This is a genomic window from Providencia sp. (assembly GCF_052096715.1).
Lineage (GTDB): Bacteria > Pseudomonadota > Gammaproteobacteria > Enterobacterales > Enterobacteriaceae > Providencia.
In genome coordinates this window covers 41644-58279 of the sequence record NZ_JBQDNB010000019.1, presented here as the reverse complement: position 1 = coordinate 58279, position 16636 = coordinate 41644, and the positions used below count along the sequence as shown (strand labels likewise).

Sequence of the window (16636 nt, the reverse complement as noted above, 5' to 3'; positions counted from 1 at the left end):
AATTCGAATTGTGGCTAGGCGGCAAGTGAAACTAATCCCTAGGAGCATACAAAAGTATGTGACTAGGGTTAGTAAACGCGGTCAACAACGCCACAAATCGAAGTATGACGAGGAGTTAGTAAACGCAGCCAACAACGCCACAAATCGAAGTATGACGAGGGGTTAGTAAACGCAGCCAACAACGCCACAAATCGAAGTATAACGAGGATTTAGAGCGCGCGGGCCAAAAGCGTAATAGGATGCTCACACTTCTTGCTCGTCGACATCTCAATCTGCCACTTACAGGTCTCACAATCCGTGATAACCATATCTGCGCCGCTTTCTTCTATTTGGCGGAATAGGCCTGCTCCAATACCTTGAGAAACCTCATAGTTTTCTTTTTTGAAACCGTAAGTTCCTGCAATACCGCAACATTGGGAATCTAATACAATTAATTCCACGCCGGGCACGCGTTTGATTAGCTCAAGTGTATAGGAGGTCCAACCCATTTTTTCCATATGACAAGGAGTGTGGTAGGCCACTTTCAGTGGGGTATGTTTCAGTTTTAATTCACGACCTTGCTCTAACAAACGATAAATATAACGCGTCGCAAGTTCAATGTTATCGCGCATTTCAGAGGTATCTACATCCAATACATGCGTATATTCATCGCGGATAGTAAAGGTACAAGTTGAAGATGTTGCGACAACAGGGATATGCTTTTCAAGAATGGTTTCTTGCAATGATTCTAAATTAACATTGGCTTGGCGTTTAGCCTGCTTCATAAAGCCATTGGCAATTAGCGCGACACCACAACATTTTTCACGTTTAAGAAGTTGAACGCCGATATTCATCCCGTTAAAAACTTTGATGAGATCTTTACCTAGTTGAGGATGGTTGTAATTCACAAAGCATCCATGAAAATAGGCAACTTGATCTTCAAATTTTTGTTGTTCAGCAGCTTGTTTCGCATACCAGCGGCGAAAAGTTCCAAATGAATATTTTGGCAATTCGCGGCGGTGATCTATTTTTAAGGCTTTATCAAGCAGTTGGCGTACAGGTTTTAAACCTGTAATGGTATTTACTACAGGTGCAAACGGTGTTGATAAGGTGCCCATTAAATCAGTATGACTCAAGATTGCATCACGTAATTTTGGTTTTTGCTGACTGTAAGTATTACGGGCGCGTGCAATAATATCGCCTATTTTCACATCTGATGGGCATGCAACTTCACAACGCTTACAGTTAGTACAATACTTGAGCGCTTCATCGTACAACATAGGGTCTTTTAAGCGTAAACGCTCACCATCAGGCCCCGCTTGCTTTGGACCCGGATACAGCGGATTTACTTTAGCAACCGGACAATAAGTCGTACAGACTGTACATTTAATGCAGCTTTCAAAACTACCGTCCTGAATACTCATTGTGCCACCTCCGCTTGCTTCACTTTACTTTTTTCAAACTCATTCACAATTTCATTTGCCACATACAAAGCACTTATCATCGATACACCTGCCCCGCAGCCTTGTGTCAGTGGATCAAATCCACCCAGTACCGCGCCTGCGACATAAAGGTTTTCAATAGCATCACCATTTTTATGTCCACGTAATTGACTATCTGTTTGCACGCCAAAAGCCATATAAGGCTGAGAGGCAAAAAATTCTTTATTGGTCCATTTCGCACGTTCTGAAATTTCACACAAGTCTAAATTCATGAGTGGCTCATAGACACGGTCAAATTTTGCCACCAGACCATTATTGAAAAAGCTTCCTGTAGCCAAAACAAACTGTGCCGCTTTCAATGAAATATCACCATGATTACGAGTTTGTATCGATTCAATTCGTGAACCGACATAATTTACCGATGTCACTTTATCGCCCGGCATAACGATCCCACCCTGACGGCGAAATTGACGTAATAACGTTTCATGCAAACGAATACCTAACAAAGACGGTGGCAACGTTGGCAATAAATATAATGACTTACCTAAACGTTTTTGTAACTCCAGCATTGGTTCTTCACTATCAAGACCGATACATGCAGGCATAAAAATAGTATCAGCATCGGCCACGAGCGGAGCGATTTCTTCGACTATCTGTGCCATGTTTTCAGGTCTATCTAACCAACGCGCAATATTAATCGCTCTAAACTCACTTGGGTTTTCTCTTAACCGATCAAGTAAAGGCAAATGCACATAATGAGAGCTTGATTGTAGCCCTTCGCGTTGTAATTGATCCGCCACCATTTGTGGTTGGAAATCGAGAAAGCCTTCAATGCCCACAACCGCAATTTTGCCCACGTCCATTTTCTGATGTAACGCTGCGGTAGGAACTGACTCAGGGCTCAACCATGTCATGCGTTTATGACCTAATGGCGTAATGCGGTAATGATTTTCTTCACAGGAACCTTTTAATCGCATACCACTTTGTTGCAATATTGTTTGTGCCATATGCGCAAGTTCAGCTACTTTGGATGAGCCAATAAGGCTATAGGGATGCATAGGCGCTTGTTGGCTCAAAGCATCAAGCATCAACAGTGGTTTTTCAGCGACTTGCCCATCAGGCAAATGCGTGAGTAAATCTAACGATCCAGATGAAAAATGAAGCGCATTTTGTCCTGCACTGACAATGGCACAAGAGAGTCCAGACTGAGTTAGACGAATACCACAGATAAGGCCAGCTAAACCGCCGCCCATCACAACCACATCATATTTCATTGTCAGTCTCCTTCTGTGCCACCTTGCTCAAGGTCGCCTCATTCATGCCACATAGCCCGTGATACACCCAGCTGGTAAATTCACTTTCACGCAATGCATCTCCCCAAGCAATCGGCCTAACCCCTTTCCAACGCTCATTTAAAAAATGGCCGAGCTGCTGCTCTGTTTCATGCGGTGTAGTGACATTAAAACGATTGAGTAAACCAGCGGCACGACACGCACATAGCTCACCTTGACAAGTCCCCATTCCCACTCGAGTACGACGTCTTAAATCAAGTAAGTTATTCACGGTGAGAGAATCGACTGCATAGCGAACTTCGCCAGCAGTGACCGCTTCACATTCGCAAACTAAACTTTTATCTAATCGATTAGCACTTAAAATCGCCGCTGCGCGATCGCCATGACGATAAACCGCAGACCCCCGAATCGGTGCCGGTATTGAAACCACGTTGCGAAGCGCTTCTTCCGCACTGTGCTGTGAACCGGGTAGAGGCGCATCCGCAGTAGTACATTTCGCACTGTGACCGAGTTTTTCACAAACTTTGTCTGTAGCCCATTCAGCCATTAAACGATAAGTCATTAACTTACCGCCAGTGATAGTGACAAAGCCTTCAAGACCATCACGTTTAGCGTGATCTAATAACACAATACCGCGACTAACATTACGTCCCGATGGGTCGTCATCACTTGCAACTAAAGGACGTACACCTGCGTATGCACGTAAAATGCGCGTTGTCGCAAGTGCAGGTGACAACATTGAACCTTCTCGAATAAGGATATCGACCTCTTCGGGAGTCACATACATGTTATCTATTTGATCGTATTCAATATGTGTTGATGTCGTCCCAATTAATGAAATTGTATCACCGGGGACTAAAATGTCAGCATCCGCAGGTTTACGACAACGGTTAATCACCATATTATTTAAGCGATGCCCTAAAATCAGCAATGCCCCTTTTGCTGGGAACATTTTAATTTTTAAGTCACCATATTCAGCAATTTTCTGTCCCCAAATACCGCCCGCATTAACGACAATTTCAGCATAAATATCATATTGATTTTTAGTTTTATGATCATACACCGTCACCCCACGAACCTTATCACCTTCACGGATCAGGCCAATAACTTCATGGTAAGTCAAAACTTTCGCACCATGCTCGCGTGCATCTAACATATTGGCGGCGGTTAAACGAAATGGGTCAACGGTGCCATCAGGTACTCTAACAGCGCCTATTAAATGAGGATTTACTGAAGGTTCAAGGCGGATAGCCTCCGCAGGATCAATCGCATTTGCATCAATGCCAGCAGCTTGGCAGGCGACAATAAATTGTTTTTGATATTCAAGGCTATCTTCAGGCAATGTAATAAATAAGCCATCAGTTCGCTCAATACAATGATGAGCAATGCGTTTGAGTATTTTATTTTCCTCAATACATTCTCTCGCTGACTCGCTGTCAGTAACGGCATAACGGGCGCCACTGTGCAATAAGCCATGGTTACGGCCAGTCGCACCGGTCGCGATATCATGTCGTTCAAGTAAAACAGTTCTTAAACCTCGGCGAGCGCAGTCTCGAGCGACACCAGCACCTGTTGCGCCACCACCGATAATGATGACATCCGTTTCAGTCACAGATGAGCCATTCATGTCGCATTCCTCACATTAATAAACATTCGATAACCAATAAGTATAGTTTCTATTTTTATAGTCTATTATTTAATATAGACCAGAAACGTGCTTAATGTTTGATAAGGAACAAAAGCGAAAGCGATTAGTACAATTTCGAGGCGAAAAAGAACAAATACGTGATAAACATCACAAAAAATATAACATTTCTAGTTCCATTCCATTCACAAATGTCATTAACTATGCAACTTCATAAACAAAACCAATAAATGTGCGTTAGATTACAGATAAAATGTTTTTTAATGACTACAATTTAGCGCAATTAAGAAAATAAAAGCGCTTAAATAAATTCGATTGTTTTCGTTTCTGTCACTTCATCAATAATAAACACTCAACATTTTTCAACGCTGAAAAATGAAGGTGAATAAATATAAGCATGCCATCGGAGGCGTATATGTTCAGTATTTTTAAACCAGCACCTCATATAGAGAGGCTGCCAGCGGATAAGATAGACCCTGTTTATCGCAAACTCCGTTGGCAAATCTTTATGGGAATTTTCTTTGGTTACGCAGCTTACTATCTTGTTAGAAAAAACTTTGCGTTGGCAATGCCGTACCTTGTCGAGCAAGGCTTTTCTAAAGGGGATCTAGGTTTTGCATTATCAGGGATTTCAATTGCCTACGGCTTTTCAAAATTCATTATGGGATCGTTCTCTGACCGTGCGAACCCTCGATACTTCTTACCAGCAGGTTTGATACTCGCCTCTATCGTCATGCTTATCATGGGCTTTGTACCATGGGCAACTTCAAGCATCATGGTCATGTTCGTTCTACTATTTTTCTGTGGTTGGTTCCAAGGTATGGGTTGGCCTCCTTGTGGTCGTACTATGGTTCACTGGTGGTCACAAAAAGAACGTGGTGGTATCGTTTCGGTTTGGAACTGTGCGCATAACGTAGGTGGTGGTTTACCTCCATTACTGTTCCTACTGGGTATGGCATGGTTTAACGATTGGAAAGCAGCACTTTATATGCCTGCTTTTGCTGCTATTTTGGTTGCACTTATCGCTTTTGCATTAATGCGTGATACACCGCAATCAATGGGTTTACCCCCAATTGAAGAATACAAAAACGATTATCCAACAGACTATAAAGAGTCTGATGAAGAAGAATTAACTGCAAAAGCTATCTTCATGAAGTATGTGTTCCCTAACAAACTTTTGTGGATGATTGCGATTGCTAACGTATTCGTATACCTACTGCGCTACGGCGTTCTAGACTGGTCACCGACCTACCTGCGTGAAGTTAAACACTTTACAATGGACAAATCTTCATGGGCTTACTTCATGTATGAATATGCAGGTATCCCAGGAACATTACTGTGTGGTTGGATGTCAGATAAAGTTTTCCGCGGTAACCGCGGGGCAACTGGCGTGTTCTTCATGATCCTCGTCACCATTGCCACTATCGTGTTCTGGATGAACCCTCCGGGCAACCCTGGCATTGACATGGCGTGTATGTTAATTATCGGTTTCTTAATCTACGGTCCGGTCATGTTGATTGGTCTACATGCTCTTGAACTTGCACCGAAAAAAGCGGCAGGTACCGCCGCCGGCTTTACGGGCCTATTTGGCTACCTCGGTGGCTCAGTTGCAGCAAGTGCGATTGTTGGTTATACCGTCGACTACTTCGGTTGGGACGGTGGCTTCGCAGTCATGATTGGTGGTTCAGCCCTTGCTGTTGTTCTGCTGTTCATCGTTATGATTAGTGAAAGCAAACACAAACGTGAATTAGCAAAAATGCAATAAGCATTCATAAAATGTTCATGCTAACTCGCTAAACTCGTGGGCTATATCAAAATGATGTAGCCCATTTTTTTTATCTAAAAAAGTGCCAAGGAGATATAATCATGAGCTTCCCATTGAAAACATTGGTGGCTAGTATGGTTTTAGTAATGTCAGTTTCTGCTGCAGCACAGGCTGCCGGTAAAGTGGTAATTGCGCATCGAGGTGCAAGCGGTTATCTACCAGAACATACCCTGCCTGCTAAAGCGATGGCTTATGCACAAGGCGCAGATTTTCTTGAACAAGATTTAGTCATGACGAAAGATAACGAATTAGTGGTGTTGCATGACCATTATCTCGATCGCGTCACTGATGTCGCTGAGCGTTTTCCAAACCGCGCTCGTAGCGATGGGCGTTATTACGCCATTGACTTTACACTCCCTGAAATTAAATCCCTCAAATTCACCGAAGGGTTTGATATTGTCGACGGTAAACACGTACAGAGTTACCCTAACCGCTTTCCAATGGGAAAATCAGATTTTCGTGTTCACACATTCCAAGAAGAAATTGAATTCATTCAGGGGCTAAATAAATCAACAGGAAAAAATATCGGTATTTATCCTGAAATTAAAGCACCGTGGTTCCACCAACAAGAAGGTAAGGACATTACCAAGAAAACACTAGAGGTGCTCAAAGAATATGGCTATACCGATAAAGCCTCTAATGTTTATCTCCAATGTTTTGATGCCAATGAACTTAAGCGTATTAAAAATACATTGATGCCTGAAATGGGTATGAATTTAAAATTAGTTCAGTTGATTGCATACACTGACTGGAATGAAACTCAAGAACAAAAACCAGACGGTACTTGGGTAAATTATAACTACGATTGGATGCTAAAACCGGGCTCTATGAAAGAAATCGCCACTTATGCAGATGGCATCGGCCCTGACTACCATATGTTAGTTAGTGAAGAATCAACCCCTGAGAATATTAAGTTAACCGGAATGGTGAAAGATGCCCATGCTAATAAAATGGAAGTTCACCCTTTCACTATCCGTGTTGATAAATTGCCTAAATACGCCAAAGATGGGCAACAGCTTTTTGAGATAATCTACAACCAAGCTGATGTTGATGGTGCATTTACAGACTTCCCTGATTTAGGCGTTCAATTCTTAAAACAACAATAAGCGTTATTTGCTTTTTGTTTCAATAAAAACAAAGATTGCAGCTCTTGGCTGCAATCTTTTGTATGACACTGCCAATTATCTTGGCTAACGTAAAATCGCGTTATGCCGTTGTCACAGGGAAAGCAATAACATCACTAATTTTTGCCGCATTTAACGCAATCATAATTAATCTATCAACCCCAACAGCAATACCCGAACAATCAGGTAAGCCATGCGTTAAAGCAGATAAAAGATGTTCATCAATAGGCTGAATAGGTAATCCAAGTGCAGCGCGTTTACGATTGTCTTGCTCGAATCGTTGACGCTGTTCACTTGCATCCGTCAATTCATGGAAGCCGTTAGCAAGCTCCATACCTTTATAATACACCTCAAAACGCTCAGCAACACGATGGTCTTCAGTACTAATAACGGCCAATGACGCTTGCGTTGCTGGAAAGTGGTACACCACTACGGGCTTGTCTTTACCGATGTGAGGCTCAACCCCCATCACAAATAACAACTGTAATAGTGCATCTTTATCTGTTTCTTGTTCTGCGATATTGCTCAAATCTAAGCGTGCAGCCACTTCTCTTAATTCGCTTTTTTCCGCGGATAAAGGATCAATATCTAAATGGCGCAAAAAAGCTTGTTGATAAGATAATAACTCCGCGCTTTCACAATCAAGTACCTGCTGTAAAAGGTCATCGACCTCATTAATTAAGCGATACATATCAAAGTGGGGGCGATACCACTCAAGCATGGTGAATTCAGGATTATGATGCCTTCCTGCTTCTTCATTACGAAAACTGCGGCACAGTTGATATATCGGTCCACTGCCTGCGGCAAGTAACCGCTTCATGTGGTATTCAGGACTCGTCATCAAATATAGGTTAATTCCCTGCGCAGCACCTGGCCCGACAAAGCGAGTTTCAAAGGGTACAAGATGAACGTCAGTGACTGTTGCCTGACTCATTGCGGGTGTTTCAACCTCAAGTACACAGCGATCAGCAAAAAAGCGTCTGATCTCGGCAATAATTTTTGCGCGCTGTAACAAGTTAGCGATGGGGGCGGTTGGCTGCCAATTCGCTATTTCACTCATTAAGATAACTCCAAAATAAACTTAGTCGTGCAGTGTACTCACCTCACCCTTAACACACAATGCATTCGTGTCGCTAAAGCGCTCTATTTGAGTATTGGTGGCAAAACACCATTCGATGAGAAAAGATGGCGTGATTATCCCCTGCTTTACACGATTAGGCAAAAAACCTTTTCTTCAAATCTAAATTTCAAATTAGAAAAGACCAAATTCATGATTATTTCTTATATTATGTGAACTAAATGTTAATTAAAAAGTGAAACGATTCGCTTTCTCAAAACATTTAAAATAAGTCACTTACAAATAAAAGTTATTATAGAGATAAATAGTGAGACAGCTCCCAATTTGATATTCATTATGAATTAAAATTCCTATTGATAATTACAGCATGATTATCTTAAAATGAATAAAACTTGACTCATTTACTTGGTTTTAAAATCTATATTTTCCAATAAAAATAATGATAATCATTTGATATTCCTTTTTATTAGCATCTAACAAACTAAAAATGCCATTGATGTAAAAACAATTTATAAAAAGCCGATCCACATCACACTTTATGGGTATAATTGCCTAAAACCCCCCTCTATATCAAATTTATGTTTCGCTATTCTCGCTATAATTCACAGCACGATAAGTCATTATTAGCTATTATATTATTTACTATTAAAAAAGAGATATTTTGCAGTTTAGCTTAGTGTGAAACTCAAAATTGAATAGCTAAGTATCAAAAGTATTTAACAGAATTTATCAATTTTACACTTGAACAATGGAGAAGCGCAGTGCAAACCTTCAATGCCGATTTAGCGATTATCGGGGCCGGGGGCGCAGGCTTACGTGCAGCGATTGCTGCCGCTGAAGCAAATCCCAATATCAAGATTGCTCTGATCTCAAAAGTTTACCCAATGCGTAGCCATACCGTGGCAGCAGAGGGAGGATCAGCCGCAGTCACTCAGGCTCATGACTCCTATGACTATCATTTTAATGATACCGTTGCAGGTGGTGACTGGCTTTGTGAGCAAGACGTTGTCGACTATTTCGTCGAACATTGCCCAACAGAGATGATCCAATTAGAACAGTGGGGCTGCCCGTGGAGCCGTAAACCAGATGGTTCAGTTAACGTTCGCCGTTTCGGTGGAATGAAAATTGAGCGTACTTGGTTTGCTGCCGACAAAACTGGCTTCCATATGCTCCATACTCTTTATCAGACATCATTAAAATATCCTCAAATTCAACGTTTTGATGAACATTTTGTTTTAGACATTATTGTTGATGAAGGCCAAGCTCGTGGTCTTGTTGCAATTAATATGATGGAAGGCACAAAAGTACAAATTCGTGCTAACTCGATCATTATGGCAACAGGCGGAGCAGGACGTGTTTATCGTTACAACACCAATGGCGGTATTGTAACAGGTGATGGTATGGGTATCGCATTCCGTCATGGCGTTCCTTTACGCGATATGGAATTTGTTCAATATCACCCAACAGGCCTTCCAGGCTCTGGTATCTTGATGACTGAAGGTTGCCGTGGTGAAGGTGGTATCCTTGTCAATAAAGATGGCTATCGCTATCTGCAAGATTACGGAATGGGTCCAGAAACACCACTGGGTAAACCTGAAAATAAATACATGGAACTGGGTCCGCGTGACAAAGTTTCTCAAGCATTCTGGCACGAATGGCGTGCAGGTCGCACCATCAGCACTCACCGTGGTGATGTTGTTTATCTGGATCTTCGCCATCTTGGTGCAGAAAAATTACATGAACGTCTGCCATTTATCTGTGAACTTGCAAAAGCGTACGTTGGTGTTGACCCAGTAAATGAGCCAATTCCTGTCCGCCCAACGGCTCACTATACAATGGGTGGTATCGAAACAGATCAAAATACAGAAACACGCATTAAAGGCCTATTTGCTGTCGGCGAATGTTCTTCTGTAGGCTTGCATGGTGCGAACCGTTTAGGTTCTAACTCACTAGCAGAATTAGTGGTATTTGGTCGCCTTGCGGGTGAACAAGCTGCTAAACATGCGGCTGAAGCAACACCTGCTAATGCAAACGCAATTGAAGCTCGCACTCGTGATATCGAAGATAATCTCACCAAGCTGATGAACCAAAAAGGAACTGAAAGCTGGTCGAAAATCCGTGATGAAATGGGCGAATCAATGGAAGAAGGTTGCGGTATCTACCGTACCCCTGAATTGATGCAAAAAACAGTCGATAAGATTGCAGAGCTGAAAGAACGCTTTAAAAATGTCGAAATCACTGACCATAGTAGCGTGTTCAATACCGATTTACTTTACACCATCGAACTTGGCTTTGGTTTAGATGTTGCTGAATGTATGGCTCATTCTGCATTAAATCGTAAAGAATCTCGTGGTGCTCACCAACGTCTAGACGAAGGCTGCACTGAACGTGATGATGTGAACTTCCTTAAACACACATTAGCATTCTTTAACCCTGAAGGTACTCCAAATCTTGAGTACAGTGATGTGAAAATCACCAAATCACAACCAGCTAAACGTGTTTATGGTGCCGAAGCTGAAGCTCAAGATAAGGCAAATAAGGAGAAAGCTAATGGGTGATATGAAACACTTAAAAATGGAGATCATGCGTTACAATCCAGAAGTGGATAGCGCACCCCATTTAGTCGCGTATGACGTCCCTTACGATGAGCAAACTTCTTTATTAGATGCTTTAGGCTATATCAAAGATAATTTGGCGCCTGACCTTTCTTATCGTTGGTCTTGCCGTATGGCTATCTGTGGCTCTTGCGGCATGATGGTTGACAAAGTACCTAAACTGGCTTGTAAAACTTTCCTACGTGAATATCCACAAGGAATGAAAATAGAGCCATTAGGTAATTTCCCAATTGAGCGTGATCTGGTTGTCGATATGACACACTTTATTGAGCGCTTAGAGGCCATCAAACCTTACATCATTGGTAATGACCGTAAAGTTTCTGAAGGTCCAAATATACAGACACCGGCACAGATGGCGAAATACCATCAGTTCTCGGGTTGTATCAACTGTGGTCTGTGCTATGCCGCTTGCCCACAATTTGGTCTAAACCCAGAGTTCATCGGCCCTGCCGCGATTACCTTAGCAGAACGCTACAATCTCGATAACCGTGACCATGGCGCGAAAGAGCGTATGCCATTATTAAATGGTGATAACGGTGTCTGGAGCTGTACGTTTGTAGGTTACTGCTCTGAAGTCTGTCCTAAGCATGTCGACCCAGCAGCCGCTATCCAGCAAGGTAAAGTGGCTAGTGCGCAAGACTTTGTTATCGCCATGCTGAAGCCTCGATAAGGAGAATTGAAGTCATGACAACTAAACGTAAACCCTATGTCAGAGAAATGAAGGGCGATTGGTGGCAAAACCTCGGTTTCTACCGCTTTTATATCATGCGTGAGAGCACCTCTGTTCTTCAAGTCTGGTTTAGCCTTCTCGTTCTGTACGGGGTATTTGCGCTGAAAAATGGTCCAGAGTCTTGGGCTGGATTTGTCGGTTTTTTAAGTAACCCGATTATACTTATCATTAACGTAATCACATTGGCTGCAACGCTGCTCCATACCACTACGTGGTTTAAATTAGCGCCAAAAGCTGTCTCGGTTATTGTTAAAGATAAAAAGATGCCAGATGAACCTGTTGTTAAAGGCTTCTGGGCACTAACGATAGTGGTTACTGCGGCTATCTTAGCTATTGCGTTATTATTTTAATCTAAGGAGAATCTGATGAATCTAACGCCTAAACGTTCCGATGAACCGATTTTCTGGGGATTATTTGGTGCAGGTGGTATGTGGAGCGCCGTTATCGGCCCTGCAATTATTATTCTTTTGGGTATTTTGATCCCATTAGGTGTTGCTCCAGAAATGCTAAGCTATGAACGCATTCTTGCATTCAGCCAAAGCTTTATCGGACGCATTTTCTTATTACTGATGATTGTTCTACCAGTATGGTGTGGTATGCACCGTATTCACCATACATTGCACGATTTTAAAGTGCATGTCCCAGCAACTAAATGGGTTTTCTATGGTGGTTCAGCAATTATTAGTGTTATTGCTCTTATCGGTATCTTTACTCTGTAATTGCAAAGCTCGCTAAAAGACATACCCCATCGGTTATTCACCGCTGGGGTATTTTTTTGTTATTTTGATAAATTAATTCATTGCGATTCAAATTAATAAAACGATATTGATTACTTATTAAGTGTAATCTCAAGCCCCTGAATGAGAGCATTTAGACCAAATAAAAATGCCTGTATCCCATCGTCATTATCCATAATCTCAATTGCATCAGCCAGCAAAGGAGGCATGGACTCATCGACCGAAGTGTTTCGTTCTTTCACTGCCTCTGCATGTTCTTGCTGCTCTAAGACTGAGCCTAATGTAAAATGCCCAATAGCACTTATCGCATACAACCCAGATTTTAACGTAAAGCCACTATCAACCATAAACTGTAACTGTTCTTCTACCACAGTATATTGTTCCGGGCTTGGGCGTGTCCCTAAATGAACTTTTGCACCATCCCTATAACTTAATAATGCACGACGAAAACTAAGCGCATTATTTCGCATAAATACCTGCCAAGTCTCATCCGAGCTTGGTAAGAAATGATCATGATGCCGCTTCAACATCTCCACAGCCAATGCATCTAATAATGTGCGTTTATTCTTAACATGCCAATATAAGGTTGGCTGTTCAATACCCAGCTTCTGGGCCAGCTTGCGCGTTGTTAAGCCATCCATCCCTACTTCATTAAGCAAGTCGAGCGCTACTGCAATAATGGTTTCTTTATCAAGTCTAGCCATGACTTTCCCCTATTTATTTATTGACACTCTATCACTGATAGGGATATATTCCAACTCTATCAATGATAGAGTTGATTATAATGAATAAATCTGCGAGTATTGCTCTAATAATTACAGCCCTAGATGCAATAGGTATCGGGCTAATCATGCCAGTATTACCGACTTTACTGCGTGAATATGTGGCAAATGAAACTTTGGCTAACCATTACGGTATCCTTTTAGCGTTATACGCTGTTATGCAAGTTATTTTTGCTCCAATATTGGGAAAATGGTCAGATAAATTTGGTCGTAGGCCAGTACTATTGCTTTCTTTAATCGGCGCTACGCTTGATTACACATTATTGGCATTATCAAGCTCGTTATGGATGCTGTATCTTGGTCGAACTATTGCAGGAATTACTGGTGCGACAGGTGCTGTAGCAGCTTCTATCATTGCTGATGCTACAACTGTAAAAGATAGAACAACATGGTTTGGCCGCCTAGGTGCTGCATTTGGTGTAGGGTTAATCGCAGGTCCTGCTATAGGTGGATTTGCAGGACAATATTCCCCTCATCTCCCATTTTTAATTGCTGCTATTTTAAACATATGTGTTTTTGTTGCTGTGTTTATTTTTTTTAAAGAAAAAAAAATAAACCTCGATTTAGAACAACAAAATATTCACGATACCAGTGAAATTTCCCCCATAAAAACACCTTTTTCTACTCTGATTAAACCGATTATATTATTGCTATTTATTTTTTTTATCGCCCAATTAATCGGACAAATACCAGCAACAATTTGGGTATTATTTACAGAAAATCGTTTTCAATGGAATAGCATTGAAGTTGGTCTTTCTCTTGCTGGCTTAGGTATTATGCATGCTTTATTTCAAGCTTTTATTGCAGGATTTCTAACACGAAAATTTAATGAAAAGATCACTATAATCATTGGATTCATTTCTGATGGTATCGCATTTATTTTACTGTCATTAATCACTCAAGGGTGGATGATTTATCCAACACTAATTTTGCTAGCTGGAGGTGGAATTGCGCTTCCCGCCTTACAAGGACTTGTATCAACCCAAGTTAATCAAAGCAGCCAAGGTAAGCTACAAGGTATTTTAGTCAGTTTAACCAACTTAACGGGGATTATTGGTCCACTATTATTTAGTTTTATTTTTGGAAAAACATTAGATCTATGGGATGGTTGGCTGTGGTTAATAGGTTCAATACTCTACGTTGGTCTGATCATTATTTATGCTCTTTATAGTAAAAATACCGTAAAGACTCAGCGGCAATGGCTAATAAACCAAACCCACTAATTTGAATCAATTTTCAGATATATCACTCAGGTGTTATGATAGTTTCTAATTACCTTATTTTATTCACTGAGTTGTACTAATAACGATATTAAGAGCCGAAGACATGACAATACAATCCAAGAAACCAAGAACAAGACCGGCAGAAGAACGACTGGATGAACTTATGAATTCGGCTGAAAAACTCTTTTTATCAAAAGGTTTTGTAAATACAACAGTGAGTGAAATTGTGTTGTCAGCAGATGTTGCAAAAGGAACTTTCTATCATTATTTTCAATCAAAAAATGATATTATGGAAGCACTTCGTACCCGTTATATGGATTGGTATTTAGACAATATTGAAAATTATCTTATAGGCCAAAAAACTGCTTCATCTAAATTAAAATATTGGTGTGAAAATAGCGTTAAATACTATGTTGAAAAACAGCAAATCCACGATATGCTTTTTCATGATGAATATCATGGTCGAGCAAATAACCACGAAGAAAGGGCTGTCTGGCAAATAAAAGAAATTTTAGCGCTTGGTGAAAAAAACAAAGAGTGGCATCCGCTCCCCCTTAATTTAATGGCGACAATGATTTACCATTCCATGCATGCAGCTGTTGATAATTTATCCACTAGCGACGAATATGATCAATACAATTTAGGGGATTTACTATACCAACGCTTTATAAAATTTTTAAGTTAATTTATTTCGAAAGTAGAACCATTAGAGTTATTCTAATAGTCTTAGCTAATTGAAATAGCAATAAAGTACACCTTAAATTTAAGATAAACACCCCCAAAAAATCATTTAATTATTTGAGGGTGTTAAACCTACTAATTTAATTCTAGTGATTTAGACTTCGGAAGCCAATAAGAAATAAAAAATGCCAAACCACATATAGCAATAAACCCACCGACGAAAGCCAAGTTAAAATCACTTAAATAATTAACCATCAATGGCGTTATTCCACCAAGAAATGCAGCTGAACAATTATAACCAATTCCCAATATAGTCACTTGCCCATTTGAATAGTCCGCTAATACAGCAGATAAATTACATAATATCATTGAAGAATAAATAGTCATTAATAACTGAGAAAGAAGAATGAAAAACAAAATATCACTATTTAATACAAAATAAAGTGGAGCTGAGAATAAAATCATACCCATCACTCCAGCTTTAAAAACTTTTATTGATGAACTATATTTATCTGTCCACCAACCACAAAATGTCATAAATATTAATAATAAACCAGATAAAGATATAGCATATATATTTTTATATTCACCTATCTTTAAGTATTCGAGTATCAAAGAAGTGGAAATATTTTGTGCATAAAAAATAACAGTACCAGGAATAGTCAGTAAAATAACATGAAACACTAAATACCAATTAATTTTATATAATTTATTACTCATAGTTGGTTGACTAGGTAGTTTACTTCTAAACCAAAAACTTACGGCTATATTAATCACACCTAAAAATAAAGGAATTCGCCAACCTATAGACTGCATAGTTTCTTCATCAAGATTACTTTGAAGTGTAAGAACTAACCCTAATGATATAATGATACCAAGAACAGAACTACCAACCGCCATTGATGAAACCCGTCCACGTTCATTATTTTTTGCACTATTAAGTAAATAAATCACTAAAGAAGGAAATTCCCCCGCAAAGCTAAAAGAAAGTGCTAATTGTAAAATAAGAATAACCAATGGAGTATATGTGCCTAATAACTGAATAGGTAAAAGAGCCATGCACAACGTTGCTATACCTGTTATTAAGCTCGTTAAAACTAATGCCGATTTTTTACCTGCATTATCTGCATAACGACCTATCACATACCCACCTATTGGTCGAATTAAAAATCGTAATGCAAATATCCCCCATATCATTTCTGTTGCCTGTACATATCCCAATCGTTCTAACTCAGCACTTAAATATATAGAAATAGCAGCGAAAACTGCAATATCGTAATATTCAAGTGTATTTCCTAATGCAGCACCAAATCTTAACTTCCATTTCATAACATTTCCTTGTTATATTCCATTTCACTTTTTTAATTTAAATTAAATTAAATAATCATTTAATTTTTATATTCCAAAAAATAAAACTTTTTCATAAACACTCTTGAGCGCCTATTACTCTGGGTGATTTTTTCTTTATATTGGCAACAAAAAT

General features: G+C 40.2%; 14 protein-coding genes. 8 read left to right on the top strand and 6 right to left on the bottom strand.

Annotated elements, in window-relative coordinates:
• Positions 1-209: 209 nt before the first annotated feature.
• From glpC to glpA, 3 genes are read right to left on the bottom strand one after another with little or no spacing between them, the layout of a single operon-like run.
• Positions 210-1403, bottom strand: a complete 1194-nt coding sequence (gene glpC / locus ACTH6U_RS14575) for an anaerobic glycerol-3-phosphate dehydrogenase subunit GlpC (protein WP_336430970.1) — start codon at positions 1401-1403, stop codon at positions 210-212.
• Positions 1400-2695, bottom strand: coding sequence for a glycerol-3-phosphate dehydrogenase subunit GlpB (gene glpB, locus ACTH6U_RS14570; RefSeq protein ID WP_441832493.1), 1296 nt, complete (start codon positions 2693-2695; stop codon positions 1400-1402). Before glpB ends, glpC begins: the two co-directional genes overlap by 4 nt.
• Positions 2685-4340: an anaerobic glycerol-3-phosphate dehydrogenase subunit A gene (glpA, locus tag ACTH6U_RS14565; RefSeq protein ID WP_336430968.1), complete on the bottom strand. Its 1656-nt coding sequence runs from the start codon at positions 4338-4340 to the stop codon at positions 2685-2687. The genes glpB and glpA overlap by 11 nt, the downstream gene beginning before the upstream one ends.
• Before the next feature lie 433 nt (positions 4341-4773).
• On the opposite strand from glpA, the gene glpT reads away from it, so the two are divergent.
• Positions 4774-6123 (top strand): glycerol-3-phosphate transporter, encoded by a 1350-nt coding sequence (gene glpT / locus ACTH6U_RS14560; protein ID WP_294109549.1) that lies wholly within the window; start codon positions 4774-4776, stop codon positions 6121-6123.
• A gap of 101 nt (positions 6124-6224) precedes the next feature.
• On the top strand, positions 6225-7289 hold the full coding sequence (gene glpQ / locus ACTH6U_RS14555) for a glycerophosphodiester phosphodiesterase (protein ID WP_294109546.1): 1065 nt from the start codon (positions 6225-6227) through the stop codon (positions 7287-7289).
• Between the two features lie 100 nt (positions 7290-7389).
• Here glpQ and epmA read toward each other — a convergent pair whose 3' ends face one another.
• The gene (epmA, locus tag ACTH6U_RS14550) at positions 7390-8367 is read right to left on the bottom strand and encodes an elongation factor P--(R)-beta-lysine ligase (protein ID WP_434719841.1); all 978 of its coding nucleotides are present in this window, start codon (positions 8365-8367) and stop codon (positions 7390-7392) included.
• Positions 8368-9146: 779 nt separating this feature from the next.
• On the opposite strand from epmA, the gene frdA reads away from it, so the two are divergent.
• The 4 genes from frdA to frdD are packed head-to-tail and all read left to right on the top strand — an operon-like array spanning position 9147 to position 12449.
• Positions 9147-10943 (top strand): fumarate reductase (quinol) flavoprotein subunit, encoded by a 1797-nt coding sequence (frdA, locus tag ACTH6U_RS14545; protein WP_336430967.1) that lies wholly within the window; start codon positions 9147-9149, stop codon positions 10941-10943.
• The gene (locus ACTH6U_RS14540; protein ID WP_441832492.1) at positions 10936-11670 is read left to right on the top strand and encodes a succinate dehydrogenase/fumarate reductase iron-sulfur subunit; all 735 of its coding nucleotides are present in this window, start codon (positions 10936-10938) and stop codon (positions 11668-11670) included. Before frdA ends, ACTH6U_RS14540 begins: the two co-directional genes overlap by 8 nt.
• A 14-nt stretch (positions 11671-11684) precedes the next feature.
• Positions 11685-12080, top strand: a complete 396-nt coding sequence (gene frdC / locus ACTH6U_RS14535; protein WP_294109516.1) for a fumarate reductase subunit FrdC — start codon at positions 11685-11687, stop codon at positions 12078-12080.
• Between the two features lie 12 nt (positions 12081-12092).
• On the top strand, positions 12093-12449 hold the full coding sequence (gene frdD / locus ACTH6U_RS14530) for a fumarate reductase subunit FrdD (protein ID WP_294109567.1): 357 nt from the start codon (positions 12093-12095) through the stop codon (positions 12447-12449).
• Between the two features lie 110 nt (positions 12450-12559).
• Here frdD and tetR read toward each other — a convergent pair whose 3' ends face one another.
• Positions 12560-13171: a tetracycline resistance transcriptional repressor TetR gene (gene tetR, locus ACTH6U_RS14525; RefSeq protein ID WP_294109500.1), complete on the bottom strand. Its 612-nt coding sequence runs from the start codon at positions 13169-13171 to the stop codon at positions 12560-12562.
• Positions 13172-13251: 80 nt separating this feature from the next.
• On the opposite strand from tetR, the gene tet reads away from it, so the two are divergent.
• Both tet and ACTH6U_RS14515 read left to right on the top strand, forming a co-directional pair.
• Positions 13252-14472, top strand: a complete 1221-nt coding sequence (gene tet / locus ACTH6U_RS14520) for a Tet(A)/Tet(B)/Tet(C) family tetracycline efflux MFS transporter (protein ID WP_441832491.1) — start codon at positions 13252-13254, stop codon at positions 14470-14472.
• A 103-nt stretch (positions 14473-14575) separates the two neighbouring features.
• Positions 14576-15157: a TetR/AcrR family transcriptional regulator gene (locus tag ACTH6U_RS14515; protein ID WP_294109496.1), complete on the top strand. Its 582-nt coding sequence runs from the start codon at positions 14576-14578 to the stop codon at positions 15155-15157.
• Between the two features lie 131 nt (positions 15158-15288).
• Here the strand turns inward: ACTH6U_RS14515 and ACTH6U_RS14510 are convergent, their stop codons facing one another.
• Positions 15289-16482 (bottom strand): MFS transporter, encoded by a 1194-nt coding sequence (locus ACTH6U_RS14510; protein ID WP_441832490.1) that lies wholly within the window; start codon positions 16480-16482, stop codon positions 15289-15291.
• Between the last annotated feature and the right edge of the window lie 154 nt (positions 16483-16636).